The organism is Pseudomonas sp. RG1 (assembly GCF_025910115.1).
Lineage (GTDB): Bacteria > Pseudomonadota > Gammaproteobacteria > Pseudomonadales > Pseudomonadaceae > Aquipseudomonas > Aquipseudomonas atacamensis.
Genome location: NZ_JAPCIK010000023.1, coordinates 15,106 through 32,306, shown reverse-complemented (window position 1 = coordinate 32,306; position 17,201 = coordinate 15,106). Strand labels below are relative to the sequence as shown.

General features: G+C 57.8%; 18 protein-coding genes. 12 read left to right on the top strand and 6 right to left on the bottom strand.

Annotation, left to right across the window (positions count from 1 at the left end; translation table 11 throughout):
* Nucleotides 1–34 precede the first annotated feature (34 nt).
* From OK411_RS14695 to OK411_RS14680, 4 genes are all read left to right on the top strand, one after another.
* Entirely contained in the window at nt 35–928 is an 894-nt protein-coding gene (locus tag OK411_RS14695) for a LysR family transcriptional regulator (RefSeq protein WP_122706226.1), read from the top strand.
* A 185-nt stretch (nt 929–1,113) separates the two neighbouring features.
* Nucleotides 1,114–1,632, top strand: a complete 519-nt coding sequence (locus OK411_RS14690) for a sigma-70 family RNA polymerase sigma factor (protein WP_051600722.1) — start codon at nt 1,114–1,116, stop codon at nt 1,630–1,632.
* Nucleotides 1,619–2,599 carry a FecR domain-containing protein gene (locus tag OK411_RS14685; protein WP_264365232.1) on the top strand — a complete coding sequence of 327 codons (981 nt, stop codon included), beginning with the start codon at nt 1,619–1,621 and terminating at the stop codon, nt 2,597–2,599. The genes OK411_RS14690 and OK411_RS14685 overlap by 14 nt, the downstream gene beginning before the upstream one ends.
* 121 nt (nt 2,600–2,720) lie before the next feature.
* On the top strand, nt 2,721–5,111 hold the full coding sequence (locus tag OK411_RS14680) for a TonB-dependent siderophore receptor (protein ID WP_252867628.1): 2,391 nt from the start codon (nt 2,721–2,723) through the stop codon (nt 5,109–5,111).
* Nucleotides 5,112–5,182: 71 nt separating this feature from the next.
* On the opposite strand, the gene OK411_RS14675 is transcribed toward OK411_RS14680, so the two are convergent.
* Nucleotides 5,183–5,563 (bottom strand): hypothetical protein, encoded by a 381-nt coding sequence (locus tag OK411_RS14675; protein WP_122507382.1) that lies wholly within the window; start codon nt 5,561–5,563, stop codon nt 5,183–5,185.
* Nucleotides 5,564–5,973: 410 nt separating this feature from the next.
* Between OK411_RS14675 and OK411_RS14670 the strand changes: the two genes are divergently transcribed.
* The gene (locus OK411_RS14670) at nt 5,974–6,459 is read left to right on the top strand and encodes a DUF6130 family protein (protein ID WP_264365231.1); all 486 of its coding nucleotides are present in this window, start codon (nt 5,974–5,976) and stop codon (nt 6,457–6,459) included.
* A 58-nt stretch (nt 6,460–6,517) separates the two neighbouring features.
* Here OK411_RS14670 and OK411_RS14665 read toward each other — a convergent pair whose 3' ends face one another.
* From OK411_RS14665 to OK411_RS14655, 3 genes are all read right to left on the bottom strand, one after another.
* Nucleotides 6,518–7,972, bottom strand: a complete 1,455-nt coding sequence (locus OK411_RS14665) for a TrkH family potassium uptake protein (RefSeq protein ID WP_264365230.1) — start codon at nt 7,970–7,972, stop codon at nt 6,518–6,520.
* Nucleotides 7,973–8,256: 284 nt separating this feature from the next.
* Complete coding sequence (locus OK411_RS14660) at nt 8,257–8,547, bottom strand: hypothetical protein (protein ID WP_264365229.1); 291 nt, start codon at nt 8,545–8,547, stop codon at nt 8,257–8,259.
* The gene (locus OK411_RS14655; protein WP_264365228.1) at nt 8,544–9,362 is read right to left on the bottom strand and encodes an NAD(P)H-dependent oxidoreductase; all 819 of its coding nucleotides are present in this window, start codon (nt 9,360–9,362) and stop codon (nt 8,544–8,546) included. Before OK411_RS14655 ends, OK411_RS14660 begins: the two co-directional genes overlap by 4 nt.
* An 89-nt stretch (nt 9,363–9,451) precedes the next feature.
* On the opposite strand from OK411_RS14655, the gene OK411_RS14650 reads away from it, so the two are divergent.
* Nucleotides 9,452–10,375: a LysR family transcriptional regulator gene (locus tag OK411_RS14650; RefSeq protein WP_264365227.1), complete on the top strand. Its 924-nt coding sequence runs from the start codon at nt 9,452–9,454 to the stop codon at nt 10,373–10,375.
* Between the two features lie 205 nt (nt 10,376–10,580).
* On the opposite strand, the gene OK411_RS14645 is transcribed toward OK411_RS14650, so the two are convergent.
* The gene (locus OK411_RS14645; RefSeq protein WP_264365226.1) at nt 10,581–10,892 is read right to left on the bottom strand and encodes a hypothetical protein; all 312 of its coding nucleotides are present in this window, start codon (nt 10,890–10,892) and stop codon (nt 10,581–10,583) included.
* A 353-nt stretch (nt 10,893–11,245) separates the two neighbouring features.
* Between OK411_RS14645 and folE the strand changes: the two genes are divergently transcribed.
* The 5 genes from folE (at nt 11,246) to OK411_RS14620 (ending at nt 14,348) form a co-directional block, all read left to right on the top strand.
* Entirely contained in the window at nt 11,246–11,803 is a 558-nt protein-coding gene (folE, locus tag OK411_RS14640) for a GTP cyclohydrolase I FolE (RefSeq protein WP_016774771.1), read from the top strand.
* A gap of 45 nt (nt 11,804–11,848) precedes the next feature.
* Nucleotides 11,849–12,391: a DUF3833 domain-containing protein gene (locus OK411_RS14635; RefSeq protein ID WP_264365225.1), complete on the top strand. Its 543-nt coding sequence runs from the start codon at nt 11,849–11,851 to the stop codon at nt 12,389–12,391.
* A complete protein-coding gene (locus tag OK411_RS14630) occupies nt 12,388–13,098 on the top strand; it encodes an SDR family oxidoreductase (RefSeq protein ID WP_264365224.1) in 711 nt (236 codons plus the stop codon). Before OK411_RS14635 ends, OK411_RS14630 begins: the two co-directional genes overlap by 4 nt.
* 14 nt (nt 13,099–13,112) lie before the next feature.
* Nucleotides 13,113–13,418, top strand: a complete 306-nt coding sequence (locus tag OK411_RS14625; protein ID WP_016774774.1) for a DUF6482 family protein — start codon at nt 13,113–13,115, stop codon at nt 13,416–13,418.
* Between the two features lie 126 nt (nt 13,419–13,544).
* Nucleotides 13,545–14,348, top strand: coding sequence for a DUF1206 domain-containing protein (locus tag OK411_RS14620; RefSeq protein ID WP_056786090.1), 804 nt, complete (start codon nt 13,545–13,547; stop codon nt 14,346–14,348).
* Nucleotides 14,349–14,390: 42 nt separating this feature from the next.
* Here OK411_RS14620 and OK411_RS14615 read toward each other — a convergent pair whose 3' ends face one another.
* Nucleotides 14,391–15,683: an Nramp family divalent metal transporter gene (locus OK411_RS14615; protein ID WP_371699886.1), complete on the bottom strand. Its 1,293-nt coding sequence runs from the start codon at nt 15,681–15,683 to the stop codon at nt 14,391–14,393.
* 274 nt (nt 15,684–15,957) lie between these two features.
* Between OK411_RS14615 and OK411_RS14610 the strand changes: the two genes are divergently transcribed.
* Nucleotides 15,958–17,091 carry a lactonase family protein gene (locus OK411_RS14610; RefSeq protein WP_264365223.1) on the top strand — a complete coding sequence of 378 codons (1,134 nt, stop codon included), beginning with the start codon at nt 15,958–15,960 and terminating at the stop codon, nt 17,089–17,091.
* Nucleotides 17,092–17,201 lie beyond the last annotated feature (110 nt).

Genomic DNA, 17,201 nt, shown 5'->3' with positions numbered 1-17,201 from the left:
ACGCACTAATGGCCATTTGCAGAGGCAGGAAGCATTGGATATTGATGATCTTCGAACCTTCGTCGAGGTAGCCGACGCGGGCGGTGTTTCGTCGGCGGCCCGGCGACTGGGTGTTGCGAAATCGATAATAAGCCGCAGGCTTCTGAAGCTGGAAACCCAACTGGGTGTGCAGCTATTGGCCAGGACAACCCGTGGTGCTGCTGTCACCGAAGCGGGAGCCGCCTTGCGAGAGTATGCGGCGCGGATCGTCGCTGAGTTTGACGCGGCCAGGGACGCCATTGTTCCAGATGGAGACCTTCGAGGTCGCTTCCGGATCGCAGCACCGATCTCGTACGGCCCGACACATATTGCCCCCGTGCTTGCTGAAATGGGGCGACGCCACCCTCTCCTGCACATTCATGCAAGTTACAGCGATCGTATCGTCGATCTGATTGGCGAGGGCTTCGATTGTGCTATTCGGGTCGGCCATTTACAGAGCTCCAATTTCATCGCAAAGCGTGTGGGCAGCATTCACGGCAAACTCGTGGCAAGCCCAGGCTATGTGAGTACACATGGAGCGCCAGAGGCTCCCCACGAGATTCTTGCGCATGAATCTCTTATGCAAGGTGCGGAAACCTGGCGGTTTATGGATGGCCAAAAGTCCATCATGGTTAATCCCCAAGGGCGCTTCAAGGCTGACAATCCTGTCGCGCTCGCCGCGGCAGCCGTTGCAGGTCTGGGACTAGGGTACCTTTCTGACAGCGTCATCGACGAGCACATCAAATCTGGCGCATTGGTGTCCGTCATGCACAGATATCCCCCTGTTCCGGCGGGTATTTACATTGTTCGCCCCCAAAGCCAGCACCCTGCGCGAAAGATACGGGTGCTGACGGACATGCTGGTCGATTGGTTCGCAGATGTGAGCCCGGGCAACGTCCTCTCTCTTTAGAAGGCAAGCCACTCGGGACGGCGAGCGTTCAATCTATCCAATTGCCGGACGCATCTTCCACTCGTAGTTCCTGCACAACCATGCCATTCGCCTGCATGCAGGCGCTGAGCTGCGCATGTTTGCCTAAGATCAATCGCCTGAGTAGAATGCGATTCATTATCAATCATGTATGTCCCGGGATGCCGATGCGTAGCGACGAAACACTAGGTACTGCAGATCCAGGGCTGCTCTATCGCACCCACTTCTCGTGGTTACAGGGCTGGCTGATTCGGCGCATCGGCTGTCGCGACAACGCCGCAGATCTGGCGCAGGACACCTTTGTGCGAGTGCTCAAGCACCGCCATCAGTCCGGCGCCCTGCGCGAGCCACGCGCCTATTTGAGCAGCATTGCCCGCGGGTTGATGATTGATCAGTATCGTCGTCGCGAACTCGAACGTGCCTACCTGGAAAGCATCACCTTGCTGCCGCAACACGAGGTTCCCTCGGAAGAAAGCCGGTTGATGATTCTTGATGCCCTCGAGCGCATAGACCGTCTGCTCGACTCGCTTAAACCAAGAGTTCGCCAGGCGTTTTTATTTGCCCGACTCGACGGTCTGACCTGCGCACAAATCGCCGAAAAGCTCGGTGTTTCCCGCGCGACGGTGGAGCGCGACCTGGCCACGGCCCTGCAACACTGCTATCGCTTGCGTTATGTCGAGGCCTGAGCCCGAGGCGCTGGATCCGGCCATTGTCGAGCAGGCAATCCAATGGCTGGTGCGCCTTCGCTTCAATCAAGCCGATGAACAGACACAGCGCACGTTCGAGCAATGGCTGCAGCAGCGCCCGGAGCATGGATTGGCGTGGCAGCGTGTGGAAACGCTTGGCGATGAATTCGAAGGCGTGCCAGCTCAGCTGGCTCGACAAACCCTTAAGGGCGCCCAGCAGGGAATGCGCCGGCGGGAAAGCCTGAAGCTACTGGGCGTATTGGCGACCGTCGGCACGGCAGCCTGGCTCGGCCGCGACTACACCCCCCTGCCCTCCATGCTTGCACAGCAGCGCAGCAGCACCGGCGAGCAACGACGTTTCCAACTCGATGATGGCAGCCTTATCCAGCTCAATAGCGATAGCGCCGTCGACAGCGATTTCGACGCCGAGCGACGCCTGATCATCCTGCGCCGTGGTGAAATCATCGTGAATGTCGGTGCGGATCAACACTCGCCGCAAGCGCGACCGTTGTGGGTGCAATCACGCGACGGGATCATGCGAGCCCACAGCTCGCGCTTTCTGGTCCGCGAGCGTGACGACGGCACTCTGGTCGCGGCCCAGGAAGGATCAGTCACGGTGTTCCCCGGCTCCAGTCAAACGCCTGCGAGCCGCAACGTCCTGGCAGGAAATCAACTGCTGTTCACCTCAAGCGACACCCGAACGTTCAGGGACATCGGCCTTGATCTATGGGGTTGGGGTGACGGTGTGATCAGTGCGAACCATATGCGCCTTGGTGACTTCATCGCAGAGTTGTCGCGTTATCGCCCAGGAGTCCTGCGCTGCGCCGAAGAGGTCGCTGATCGACGCGTTTCCGGCACCTTCCAGCTCGCCGACAACGATCGGGTCCTGGCATTGATCGCGCAGTCACTGCGCCTGCACATTGATTACCGAACCCGTTATTGGGTCACCGTAACCGCTGCCACCTGACTCCACCCGAATATTTTTTCGCTACCTGAAAAATAATGAGGTGGTTTCTCATTCTCGTTCGACCTGTAAGGAAGGCCGGAATACAGGCCAGTCTGCCGATGTCCTTTCTTGGAGCGAGAAAATGAGTTCGTCCCCGGTTTCACAGCGCCATCCATTAAGTCGTGCCATGCACGGTGCGATCCTGGGTTTGATCGTGAGCAGCTACGCATTGCCATCGCTGGCGCAAACCTCGGGCGCTGATCACAGCAATCAAGTCAAACAGTGGAATATCGCCCCCGGCCCACTGGCGCCAGCGCTTGACCGTTTTGCGCGCGAAGCTGGCATCAGCCTCTCTTTCGACGCGTCGAGTGTGGCGAACCGCACCACGGCTGGCGTGAATGGCACGCTCGATACATCGGCAGCGCTGTCATCCTTGCTCCAGGGCAGCGAATTGCAGATCGAACAGCAAGGTCCAAATGCTTACCTGCTGACCCCTCAAGCAAAAACCGCCGGCCCGCTGGAGCTCGACGCAACGGCCGTCGAGGATTACCGCCTCGCCCCGCTCATCATCAATGCCAAGGTTCGGGTCAGTGCCGACGACGACGCCAACTCGGTGGTTGCCAAGGAACTCTGGGTGGGCGGCAAGGTGGCAACCAGCATTCTCAATACACCGGCATCGGTGTCGGTGGTGACCAACAAGGAAATGCAGCAGCGCAGCGTCAGCACCACGGAAGAAGCGCTGCAATATACGCCGGGCGTGGTCAGTGACTTTTATGGTACGGATGATCGCAACGACTATTTCCAGATCCGCGGCTTCCAGGCCACCACCTACCGTGACGGCTTGACCCTCAGCTCAATGCGCGGCGTACGCGAAGACCCATTCGCCTATGAGCGCATCGAGATTCTGCGGGGCGCCAACTCCACCCTGTTTGGCCCTGCGGACCCGGGCGGTTCGGTAAATTTCGTGACCAAACAGCCGCGCTTCGAGAAGTTTGGCCAAGGCTATGTGACCTACGGTTCGTTTGACCATGTCGAGACCGGCATCGATGTCGGCGATGCGCTGAACGACGAAAAAACCCTGGCCGGCCGCTTTACTGCCAAAGGCCAGAACAGCGACCGCGAGTACGATCATTCGCAGGACGACAACCAGTTGTTTATGGGTGGCCTCACCTGGGCACCGACGGATTACACGTCGGCTACGATGATTCTGGATTACCTGAAAACCGAAAGTTCGCCCAACAGCGGCGGCTATCCGCTGGATCGGGAATACGACCGCAGCAAGTTTTATGGCGAGCCCAGCTACAACTTCCACGATGTCGAGCGCACCAGCCTCAGCGGTAACGTCACCCATGATTTCGACAACGGTTTCGTGCTGCGCAGCAATCTGCGTTACAGCAAGTTGACCGATGATTTCGGCTACGTGTACCTCAGCGACAGCGCCGCGCGTGTCGGTACCACCGTTGATCGATACCTGTTTGGCACCGACACCGAAGCTGACCAGTTCAACGGCAATCTGATGCTGCAATACGATGCCCGCTTCGAGAACATCGACAGCAGCAGCCTGGTGGGCGTGGAGTATCTCGATTCGACCACCAAGGAAAGCTCGGTCTACGCCCTGACAACCCCGATCGATATTGCCAACCCTGTGTTTACTGGCGTTCCACGCTCAATCGCGCCGTATGCCGTCAACAAGCGAGAGGCGACCACCAAGGCCGTCTTCCTTCAGCAGAACCTGTCGTTCTACGAGCGTTTCATCGTCACCGGAGGCGTGCGCAACGACTCGATGGACCTGACCAGCAAAGGCTTGCAATCCACTGAAAAAGACAACTTCTCCGAAACCTCCTACCGAGGTGCGTTGACCTATATCGTCAACGATGAGGTGTCCACCTACGTGAGCATGGTCGAATCCGTCTCGCCGCCGCAGGTTGGCGTGACACCGCAGACAGGCAGGCAGTACGAAGTGGGCGTGAAGTATGCGCCGATGGGAATGGATGCACTGTTCTCCGCCGCCGTGTATGACCTGACCCAGGAAAACGTCACCATCGCCGTGGTGCTGCCGAGCGGCATCATCGAGCAGCAGACAGTGGGCGAATCGCGGGCGCGTGGCCTCGACCTGGAGGCCAAGGCGCAGGTGACGCAAAACCTGAGCCTGATCGGTGGTTATTCCTACATGGAGTCCGAGGTACTGCGCGGTTCGTTGTACGACGGCAGCTCGCTGAAGGGTAACGAATTCGCCACGGCACCCAAGCATTCAGCTTCGCTGTGGAGTTACTACGACGTACCCGCCACTGATGTCAGCGTGGGCCTGGGTGCGCGCTACGTCGGCGCTTATTACTTCGATGCAGCCAACTCCGGCAAAAGCGATGGCACTACCCTGTTCGACGCCGCCTTCAACTACAAGATCGCCAAGGGCACCGACCTGGCGGTGAACGTCAGCAACCTGCTGGATGAGCAGCACGTGGTCGGCTCCGGCACCGCGAACTTCTACAACCCGGGCCGCGAGATTACCGCCAAGCTGAGCTACAACTGGTAAGCAGACGGGTCAGCGTTTTCCCCACACAGAAAACGGTGCCCGCGTTACCGCGGGCACCTTCGACTTGGTTGTTAGCCGCCGACCTCACGCAAAATTCTCTCAAGCTCAGGACGGGTCCACCTCTCCCAAGGGAATACCTCCCGGTCATCGCCGCTGTGCCAATACTCGCCCGCATCAAATGCCTGATAGATCGAAAATGCCGGCTCGGGCATCTCTGCGTACAAGGACAGATCGACGATATCGCTGATGACAATATTCATCACCTCATCACAGTAGTGAAAATCGCGGCCGCCGGTGATAAACAGTCTTGCCACTGAGATCGCCAACTGATTGAGAAGATCGCGGCTGTCGATCTGCAGGTGCTCACACATAACATTTAATTCGGTGTTTGGGGCTTTCTCAATCATCCCCAGTACGTAATCAAGCTCGGCATCACTAAGACCTGTGGCCATATGATCAAAGTACTCGTGAGTTCGGTTTTGCGATGGATTCAGGACAAGCCTGTTAGAAAACATGTTGGCAGATTTGCTGTTAAGCGACAGCTATGGTTCGAAAGCAGCTTCTGATTGGGTGGTCCCGTTTTCCCCCGGGGCTTATTCGGCAGAGGTCGACTTGGACTGTCATCAGATAAACGTGACAAAGCGGGTATCGAGACCCGCGCTCACTGGCGCTAGCGAATTGAGATAGTACACAAACACAAGGGTGGCCGCTTTTGGGTATTTGGCGATCCGTGACACGGAGATCGGCCAGAAGCGGCCAGTCAGTATCGATGAGATACGTTGGATGATTCCATTTTCAAATGAGCCGCGGGCAATACCCAGGTTGATCTACGCTTGAATGAAATCACGCGGAGAAACCGATCATGTCCCTCGCTCCCGGAAGTCTATTGGCCCTGGCTTTGGGTGTCTGCTTTTGCCCATCCGTGCTCGGACAAGGGGCAGCAGACAGCGATTCTCCACCGGCGATACTGCCCTTGGCATCCGAGAGTGCGCCGAGACTCATTGCTTACCCGCCGCTTGCCGAGCCGCTCGCCCGTGGAGTGGTCATCATCCAGTTTCGAACAGAGCACGCCAGGATCATGCCGGTATTTGGCAAGGTGGCTGCGCAGGTATCACCACGCTTAGGTCACCTTCACGTGACCGTCGATGACTGGAAAGGTACGTGGGCGCACACCAGTGAAGACCCGATTATCCTGGTCGGGCTAACGCCCGGTCCTCACAAGGTTCTCTTGGAAGTGGCCGACCCGACGCACCAGATCATCACCAGTACGACAGTGAGTTTTACAGTACCGGAGAATAAACCGACGGACGCTCCCCGTACTGACGATCATCACGCGGTAAAACCATGACCGCCGTGCTATCACCGTAACAGGCAACAATCGGCGTCTCTGCCAGCGATTGACTGGCTCAATATCTCCAGAAGACCGGGGTCACGAGCACCAACACCGTCAGGATTTCCAACCTGCCTAGCAGCATGCCAACGGTGAGTAGCCATTTGGCCGCATCCGGCAGTGACGAGAAATTACCTGCCGGCCCGATGATTGTGCCCAGGCCGGGGCCGACGTTACACACCGCCGTAGCGGCACCGCTCAGAGCGGTAATCCAATCAAGCCCGATCAGTGCCAGGCCCAAAGCGATGGCGGCAATCGTGATGGTGAAAAAAAACGAGAAGGTCAGCAGCGAACGGACGATCTCCTCGTCGATGGGATGGCCGTTGTATTTTTTCTGAATCACGGCCCGAGGGTGAATCAACTGCTTCAAGCTGCTGACCAGAAGCGCGGCAGCCACCTGAAAACGGAAGATTTTCAGCCCGCCTGCCGTTGAGCCGGAGCAGCCACCGACGAAGGTCAGATAGAAAAACAGCAACACAGCGAAGCTGCCCCACAAGGTGTAGTCGCCAACCGCAATTCCGGTGGTCGTGACGACCGAGGTCACATTGACCGCCACGATACGAAACGCGTCCCACCATCCGTAGTCGCTGTGAAAATACAGCCAGGTACCTACTGCCAACGATGTGACGAGCAGGAATCCAATAAACCCGCGTACCTGGTGGTCCCTGATCAGCGCACGCCGATTGCCCCGACAGGTTGCGACGTACAAGGTGAATGGCAGGCTGCCCAGGATCATGATGACTACCGCCACCCAGTGGATTGCTGGCTGCTCCCAGTGCCCGAGGGAGGAGTCCGACGTCGAGAACCCGCCGGTAGAGATCAACGACATTGCGTGGTTGATCGCTTCGAATGGGGTCATTCCTGCGAGCCAGAGCGCCAAAGTGCCGATACCCGTCAGGCCCAGATAGAGCAAAAGAATGTACTTGGCTGCGACATGAGAACGTGGTGTCACTTTCTCCGACCAGTCCGAGGACTCTGTCTGGAAAAGACGCATGCCGCCGACTCGCAAGAGCGGAAGAATCGCGACAGCCATGCCGATAAAACCGATGCCGCCTAACCAGTGCAGCATGGAACGCCAGATCAACAAACCGGGAGAGGCGCTATCCAGACCGGTGAGTACCGTCGAGCCAGTGGTTGTGATGCCCGACATCGTTTCAAAGAACGCATCGGTGTAGCTGATATCGCTGATGAAAACCATGGGTAACGCTGCGAAGGCGCACACAACAACCCAGCTCGCGGTAGTCAGCAGGTACATGTCCCTGGGCCGAAGATTGCCAGTCTCCGTACGCCCTCGCATGATCAACAGCAGACCACAGATGAAGGTAATCAGACTCGACCAGAGAAAGGCCGACAGATCGTCGCTATGCTCATAGACCACCAGCGTCATCATGGGTATAGCCATGCTTACCGCCAGGGTGATCAAAAAAATACCCAAAATGAAGCCGATAAGCCGAATTGCTGCGAGGGACATCACGATAGCGTTCCAAATTAGCGCCGCGCAGTATCGAATGCCTCCCATAAAGACTGCGTAAATTCTCCGTAAAATTTTTACCTGCAATCAGTCAGGTTGCGGGAGTCAAAGCGTGGCTATGAGTCAATTACAGGCCTTCGCAACAGGCCGGAAACGGCAGAAGCCGCCAGTGCCAGCCCTCTTCGCATCAAACGAGTCCCGGCCTGACGCTGCATGTTGCGCGTAAAATCTGGCTGCAGCATGCAGCGCCGTGCAAACGGGAGTTGATCTGCGCTGATCGCTCATCAGGAGGAAACGAGTTTCTCGTAATCAGAGAAGGGCTTGAGCGCGCAGTACTGCACGTGTAGCAGATTCCCTTTGACGTAAGGCAGCGCCTCGATGTAATCACGCGCCTCTTCGAAGGTGACGGACTCCAGTTCAAACGCGGCACCGGGACCATCGGCCAGCCCATGAACTGCGCGCACGATACCGCCAGCGAAGCCTTGCCAAACTTGCAATACCTCCGGTTTCGCCAGCCGCTTGAAGTCTTCTGCCGCTCCATCAGCACGGCGAGTCAGAATCACGAAGGTTTTCATGTCACCTCCTCCGTTTTCAGCTGCTTGCGCTGGGTTGTTTCAGCATACGCGACGTGCGCCATTATGCCGCTCTGGCCCACGGCCACATTCGGTTTAAGCTCATTGCGGGGAGTGTAGTCCCCACCGTTTTGGGGCCGGAAGGGTATTGGCGCATCTGTGAACAAATCCTCGAGTCGGGTGCGCCAAGCCTCTTTGGCTGCGACGGCATCTGCGGCGGTCAAGTTGCCAGTGCCGTATATGGCGAACGTCGGCAGCACATCGAACCCAGGAAAGTAGAGCGAGCCGTGCGTGATCGGAAACAGCAATTGCTCGAGTGGTCCGTTGATGCCGCGCGGCGAGTAGTCTTCTGCGGGGCCGCCGACAGCGACTGACAACATGGCCCGCTTGCCCTTGAAGGCGCCGTCACCATAGCGGTAGGCGTTGCCAGCGTCCTTGTAGCCGTGGGCGAGTCCGGCTGCCCAGACGCGATCTATCCACCCCTTCATGATGGCCGGCATGCCGTACCACCAAAGCGGAAATTGGAAGATGACAACGTCTGCCGCTAGAACCTTGTCTTGTTCCGCCGCCACGTCAGGACTTTGGCGGCGATGACGATAGGCGTGGGCGGACTCTGCTCCGAACGACAGCCGCTGAGGGTTGGCCCGCTGAGGAAAGTCGTGCTCGTCAAATATCGCTTTCCAGCCCATGGCGTATAGATCGGATTGCAGGACATCGTGTCCTTGCGCAGTCAAGCATTCAACAGACACATCCACCAGTTGCCGCGTTAGCGACGAAGGCTCGGGATGGGCATAGATGATCAGTACTTTTTTCGACATGAAGGACGGCTCCGCTGTGATTTCGAAGGAGTGTCGCGGGGCTCGGGCCATCTGTGAAATCGCGAAATTTTGCTGCTAACATAAGATCGATGGATACCAGACGCCTTGATCTAAATCTGCTTGTGACGTTGGAGGCCCTTCTCATTGAGCAGAACGTGACCCGGGCTGCCGCCCGTCTGCATTTGAGCCAGCCAGCAGTCAGCGCTCAGTTGAGCCGTCTGCGCGACGTCTTCAACGACCCTCTTCTGATCCCCGCGCAGCGTGGAATGACGCCCACCGTCAAAGCCTTGGAGCTGCTCGTGCCGCTTCGCCAGGCACTTGACCAGGTAAGGGCGACCGTCACTACTCACCTGAATTTCGAGCCCGCGACGGCGAGCCTGACGGTATCAATCGCCTGCACGGATTACGTGCAGGCGGTTTTGATCAAACATCTCGTTGTCGCCATGCGACGCGAAGCGCCGGGTGTCCGCATCGCACTGCGCGTCCTGGACATACCACAGCTGGAGCTGCAGATGACCCGCGGCGAGGTGGATCTGGCCGTGATAAACATGAACGGGGTTCCGCCCGCACTGCACTCGCAACACCTCTATGATGAGAGTTACGTGCTGATCGGGCGTCGTGGGCATCCAAGCCTGCGCGCGGGCCTGACCGTGGATGAGTTCGCGCAGCTGGAACATGTCGTGGTGTCACTGCGCGGCGGAGGCTTCTCTACCTCGGTGGATCACGCCTTGGTAGCGCACGGGCTGCGGCGTAACGTCGTTCATTCAGCGTCGTCATTCCTTCCAGTACCGGAGTTGGTCGCGCAGTCGGATTGTGTGGCCCTGGTTCCAAGTCGTCTTGTAGACGGTCGCAGCGAGCAACTGCTGTGCGTAGCCCCTCCCTTGCCGGTGGAAGGTTTTGCGATTGGCTTGTTCTGGCATGAGCGGTCGGATGGGCACGCCGGCTTCAAATGGGTACGTGAGTTCATCACTCGCGTGGCCGATTCTCGTGCATCCGATTATGGCAACCCATGAACTCTGACAACCTCGAAACCCGTCCAGACAAGCTAGCGTGTCGAGTACTCGATAGGTCAAAGGCTCGCTGGTTGGCTCGCTCTTGCAAGCTCGTTGAGGCAATAAATCTACATCCATCTACCTATGGCCGATTATGGTTTTATCGGCATACCTGAATGACTGTTTTTGGCCGGAAGCTGCCTCCCACGCAGCGAACCGTGAATGGTCACTCGTCAAACAAGGTCCAGCCATGGCAAATGCCGGCAAAGTCTTTTGCCGTAAAAAATAATGTCAGTTCCTTTGGGTCAAATTCTTTGTAGAGCCAATGCCCAGGAATGGGGCCTCTCGTTATCACGTATTCCAAGCGGTATTTTTGAACAGGTCCAAAACCGAAGGAGCGTGAATTCAACTCAAACCGGTCACCTCTGTTGAGCGCCCATAGCTTTTCAACAAGGCAGTCATCAAGCACCACCTCTCCCGCTACCTCAACGAGATACTTTGAATGAAGTTTCTGTTGAAGCCTAACGCTTCTGGCCATGCATCAACCTACCTATGAACAGTCCGAGCATCGACGCAATAATACTTGAACATGATGACGAGCGCTTTGGGTTGAAAAAAGTTCGCTGGGCGTACGCTCTGGCCGATAGCTGCCATCCGCCACCGGCAGCTATGAGCTGAGACGCCCGCACATCGGCGCCACGCAAGCCGCTCACCAAACCTGACCCCAGGTTTGTCCTGCCTGAAATCCCAAACCCGCACAAAAAAACCACCGATGCGTTGTCAGTTGATCCTTTTCAGCCTATCTTCAATAAAACCTATACAGCCAACCTGTATGCGTACAACCTTTTCGCCCGACAGTGTCCCTAACCCGCACCGCCACGAGTAACCCGAATGAGCCCACTACTAGCCAGCCATTACCGTGAAATCCTCGTTGGCGTCGGTGAGAACCCGGAACGCGAGGGTTTGCTGGACACGCCCCAGCGCGCCGCCAAGGCGATGCAATACCTGTGCAACGGATATGCGATGAGCCTGGAAGACGTCACCAACGGTGCGCTGTTCGAGTCGCAGAGCGATGAGATGGTGATCGTCAGCGACATCGAGCTCTATTCGCTGTGTGAGCACCATATGCTGCCGTTTATCGGCAAGGCGCATGTGGCGTATATCCCCACTGGCCGGGTGTTGGGGCTGTCGAAGGTGGCGCGGGTGGTCGACATGTTCGCGCGGCGCCTGCAGATCCAGGAAAACCTTACTCGGCAGATTGCTCAGGCGATCCAGCAGATCACCGATGCTGCCGGTGTCGCGGTGGTTATTGAAGCCAGGCACATGTGCATGATGATGCGCGGTGTCGAGAAGCAGAATTCGATCATGACCTCCTCGGTCATGCTCGGTGCCTTTCGCGACAGCTCGACGACGCGGCAGGAATTTCTCCAGCTGATCGGCCGGCGCTAGACCTATACACAGCCTGTTAACTGTACAAGCTCAAGGAGTAGGAAGATGACCCGATTTCTGCTGCTGTTAGGACTGGCGCTCAGCATTGCAAGCTGCGGCAGTGTCGATGTTGCTCGTTATGCGGATCAGCAACCGGCTTTGAATCTGGAGCAGTTTTTCAGTCAGCCCGTCAAAGCCTGGGGGATGTTTCAGAAGCGCAACGGCGAAGTGGTCAAGCGGTTTGAGGTCGATATTGCCAGCCGTCGTGAAGGTGAAAACCTGATCCTCGACGAGCGCTTCCGTTACAGCGACGGCACCCGTGAGCGTCGGGTCTGGACCCTCACTCCCGGGGGCAATGGTCAGTGGAACGGTCGCGCGCACGATGTGGTCGGGATTGCGCAGGGCCAAATCGCAGGCAACACCTTCCACTGGCGTTATCGCCTGAATCTGCCGGTCGACGACTCGACTTACGAGATGAGCATGGACGACTGGATGTATCTGGTCGACGAAGACACGTTGATCAACCGCACCCGTATGTCCAAGTGGGGTTTCGAAGTCGGTCAGGTGACGGTGTTCTTCCGGCGCCAGAACGCTGGAGCGAACCCATGAGCAGTGGGTTGACCCTGGCCTCGTTCGGCGACGGTTATCGCGCTCTGGTGATCGGCGCCAGTGGCGCCCTCGGCACGGCGTTCTGCCAACATTTGAACCAGGATCCACGCTGCGCCAGCGTCCGTACGTTGGGACGCAAAACTGTGCCGAAGCTCGACCTCGAGCAGCCCGAAACGATCGCCAGCGCCGCCGCCGAACTGGCAGGCGAAGCGCCCTTTCACCTGATCATTCACGCGGCCGGCCTCCTCCATCGTGACCGGATCAAGCCGGAAAAAAGCTACAGCGCAATCGAAGCCGAGTCGCTGCAGGCCGTGTTTCAAGTCAACACGCTGGGGCCTGCATTGCTGCTGCGCGACTTTCTGCCATTGCTTGCACCTCAAGGCGCGATGGCGATGCTTTCGGCAAAAGTCGGCAGCATCGGCGACAACCGTTTGGGCGGCTGGTACGCCTATCGCGCCTCCAAGGCTGCGCTGAACATGCTGATCAAGACCGCCGCCATCGAGCTTTCGCGCACGCGACCGCAGAGTCGCTTGCTCAGCCTGCACCCGGGCACGGTGGTCTCGCCGTTGTCGCAACCTTTTCGCGGAGCCGCAAGCGCCCGCCCGGCAGACATTGCCGCTGCGCAATTACTGAGTCTGATTGACACGCTGACGCCGGCCGATAGCGGCCATTTCTTCGCCTACGATGGAGAACGCCTGCCCTGGTAGGCAAGGAGTGAAGCATGAATCTGCAAACCCTCACCGAACGTGCGGCCAACAGTGAAGTTCGCGAACTGGAGCTGCTGTCACTCGAAGGTGGATTTTATCTGGCGAGAATTCGCGTAGATCAGGGCCAGTTCACCTTGCTCGATGACGCGGCCAAGCCAATGCACCTGCGTTCAATCACCCACCTTCGCGACTTGCTGCAAACCGTGCCGGCGTTTCCCTGCGTGCTGGTGCAGCAATGCGTGCACGACGAAATGTGCGGCCGGGATTCAGGGCCGGTCGAAGAGCTGCGCATTCCGTTTTCGCTGACCACGCCGTTATGACGCCGAAGCAAGGCGAGCGCTGAATGGCAGGCTGATAAAGCGCGCGTCGCCCACCGGCGACGCATTTATCGAACCCCTGCTCCGTCCACGGGTCTGCTTCACATCGATTCCCTGGAAGTAAATCCCATGTCCACTCAACACACACTTGTCCTGCTTGCCCGAGGCGGATACGCCGCGCGCGGCGTTCTGTATCTGATCATCGGCATCTTCGCGCTGCTGGCGGCGCACGACTCCACCAAACCGAAAGACAGTCACAAAAGCCTCGAAGCGTTGCTCAGCCAGCCCTTCGGCTACGTGCTGATCGGTGTTGTGGTCGCCGGCCTGCTGGCCTTCGCCGCCTGGCGTGCGCTGCAAGCGATCCGCGATGTCGACCACCACGGCAGCGAGTTCAAAGGCCTGGTCATTCGCGCAGGTTTGCTCGCCGGCGGTCTGGTCAACGCGGCGCTGGCCTTCTTTGCCTTGGGTCTGTTGGTGAGTGGCCTCAGGAGTTCCGGCGGTTCCGGCGATGGCAAGACCAAGGATCTGCTCGCGCAGCTGCTGTCATTCGAGCATTCGAACCTGTTGATCTACCTGATCGCGCTGATCCCGCTCGGTGTCGGTATCGCCCACATCATCAAAGGCTGGAAGGCCTCGTTCGAGAAGTACTTCGAAGCGGATGACGAAGTGATGCGTTACGTGCGCCCGGTGTCGCGCTTTGGCTTGATCGCCCGAGGCGTGGTGTTTATCGAGATTGCAGTGTTGATGGCGGTCAGTGGCTCGGTTTACCAGGCAACCAATCCACCCGGCATGAAGGAAGCGCTGGATGCTTTGCAGAATCTGCCGGCAGGCGGCGTGCTGTTGATGCTGATGGCGTTAGGGCTGATCGCGTTTTCGGTGTACAGCTTTTCCGAAGCGGCCTGGCGCCGGATCGAAATGGATGTGCCGCTGTAAGCGGCGATTCGAGGGGGCGTGTGCCCCCTCGACTGCTTCCCGTCAAGTAAACAGATCAACGCCCAACTGGAACGCTACCCATAGCGCCAGACCTGTAGCAAACATCAGCGCGATGTTTTCAAACAGGTTGTTGCGATATTGCTTGTCCAGCAGCGATTTCTGGTTGGACATGATCAGCAAGCCCAGGGAAATCACCGGCAAACCAATGATGTTCAATGCGCTGACACCAATGGTCAGTGTGACGAAATCCGGCATGCCCGGCATCGACCAGATCAGCGGCGTGACCAGGATGAACAGCATGAACCACTTGTGCATCGGGTCGTGATGGAACTCTTTACCGTACTTCTCGCGACGCTCAGGACGAACATGCTGGAAGGCATCGGTGATCAGCATCGGAAACGCCGTGGTCTTGCCTGAAATACTGGCGAACAGCGTCGCGAACACGCCGATGAAGAACACGTACCAGCCGATCGGGCCGAAGAAGATTTCCAGCGCCTTGCCCAGATCGCCCAAGGTTTTCACCTCGATGCCGTTGGGCCGCAGGATTTCCGCACCGACGATCCAGATCGCCAGGTTGATGATGATCCCGACGAACACCGCAAACAGCAGATCGTTACGCTGAATGCGCTTGTGCTGCGGCCCGGTCCAGCCTTTCTGGCGCATGACATAGGGGTGCACGAAGTTGGCGATCGAGCCGGCAACCGCGCCGATCACTGAAACCGCCACCAGCAACGCGCCATGCACGCCTTCGTCCGGTGGAATGCTGAAGCCGATGGTGCCTTTGATGATGCCGCTGACATCCGGACCGGACATCACCGCCAAAGCGATGAACGCCAGGGTCATGATCGCCAGCAGCAGCTTCATCACGCCTTCGATCATCGTGTAGATGTTGCGCCCGACCAGCATCCAGACCGCCAGCACCACCGCCACCGAGCACAGCAATGGCTGATCGATCTTGAACAGCATCGCCAGCGACTCCCCTGCCCCCTTGATCATGTAGGCGTTCATCAAGTGCCCCATCAACAAGGCATAAACCAACATGAACCAGGCAAACACCGGGTTGAGCTGGGCGTAGCCCTGCAGGATGGTCATGCCCTGGTTATTACACAGCTGGAACCGGGCAATGATGTTGACGATCAGGTACCTGAGCAACAGCGAGACCGCCAGCACCCACATCATTGCGTAGCCGTAATTCGCACCGGCCACTGACGACGTGATGAGATCGCCCGCACCGAGCCACGACAGCACGGCGATAATGCCAGGGCCGAGCAGTTTCAGCGTACGCAGGAACAGGTTTTGCGGTTTTGCAGCGGCCTGATGATCGAGTGGAGCCATGCTCGTCATAGGGGTATCTCCGTTATTGTTTTTGTGAGAGTTGTTGCACTGCGCACATTAGGTAGGATGTCGTACAACAACGCTAACGGGAGAGTATGTAGAAATGTGTCAAACCTCAATCACGACCACCCTCTCCGGTCATTTCCGCTGATCAAAATCATCTAGAACAAGCACGTCAAATAAGCGTAGCGACGTTACAGGCCCACGAAATAGCCATTGATGGCCCAGCCAATCACTCATAGGATGACTGATCACAACAACAATAAGGCTGAAAATGATGAAAAGAACCCTCTTGATCGCTGCGCTCGCTTCAGCTCTGAGCGTGACGGCCAACGCCGCTACCTTCGCTTATATTTCAAGCCCCGGTGACGGTCTCATTTCGCAATACCGCCTCGATCAGAACAACGGCGCACTGACCCTCGTTGAGCAGATCCAGGCCGGCGACCAAGTCAATCCGATGGCGCTCACCCCGGACGGCAAAGTGCTGTTTGCAGCGTTGCGGGTCAAGCCTTTCCAGGTTCTGGGCTATCGGATCGACTCCAAAAGCGGTCATCTGACAAAGTTTACCCAAGCGCCCCTGGCAGAGAGCATGGCCTACCTGTCGACCGATCGAAAAGGTCGCTACCTGCTCGCCGCGTCCTACGGCGCCGATGCACTTAGCGTTCAAAAGATCGGCGAGGATCATCAGCCTTCCGCCAACATCCTGCGCTACCCGACCGGCCTGCACGCGCATTCGATTCGCACCGAGCCGAGCAATCGCTTTGCCTACGCCGGCAACTTGGGCACCGACCAGGTGCTGCAATATCGCCTGGACGCCAAGACTGGCGAACTCAGCCCGATCGGCAGCGGCGCGGTCAGTGTTCCGGAGAAAACCGGGCCTCGGCACCTGGCGTTCTCGTCCAACGGCAAATTCCTTTACGTCGTCGGCGAAATGAGCGGCACCGTGACTGCGTTTTCAATTGACGACGCCAGCGGCGCGTTGACCCGAATTGCTGAAGCCAATGGCATTCCCGAACGTTTGCAACTGGCTCACGGCGAAGTTCGGGATGCGCGCAACAACGACCTGAAAGACGACCCGACCCCGCGCGTCTGGGCCGCTGACCTGCGCATGTCGCCGGATGGAAAACTGCTGCTGATGAGTGAGCGCACCAGCAGCAGCGTTTCGGCATTTACCGTGGATCCGGCAACCGGAGGACTGAAGTTCCTCGATAACTACTCAGTGCAGGAACAACAACCACGCAATATCGCCTTCTCCCCCGATGGCCGCTGGCTGCTGGTGACGGGCGAGAAAAGCGCCAAGGTCGGTACGTACGCGGTGAGCAAGGATGGCGCGCTGAAGCGTGTCGGTGAAGCGGCCTCCGGCAAAGGCGCGTTATGGATCGAAGTACTGCAAACGCCTGATGCATGAATATCTGCGGAGCAGCAACTGCTCCGCCGTCCTGCAACTAATCCCCCGCCGCTTCGGTCATTAGGTTTGCCGAGGTTGATACATTTACGCAGACCTCACTTTCAAGAGAC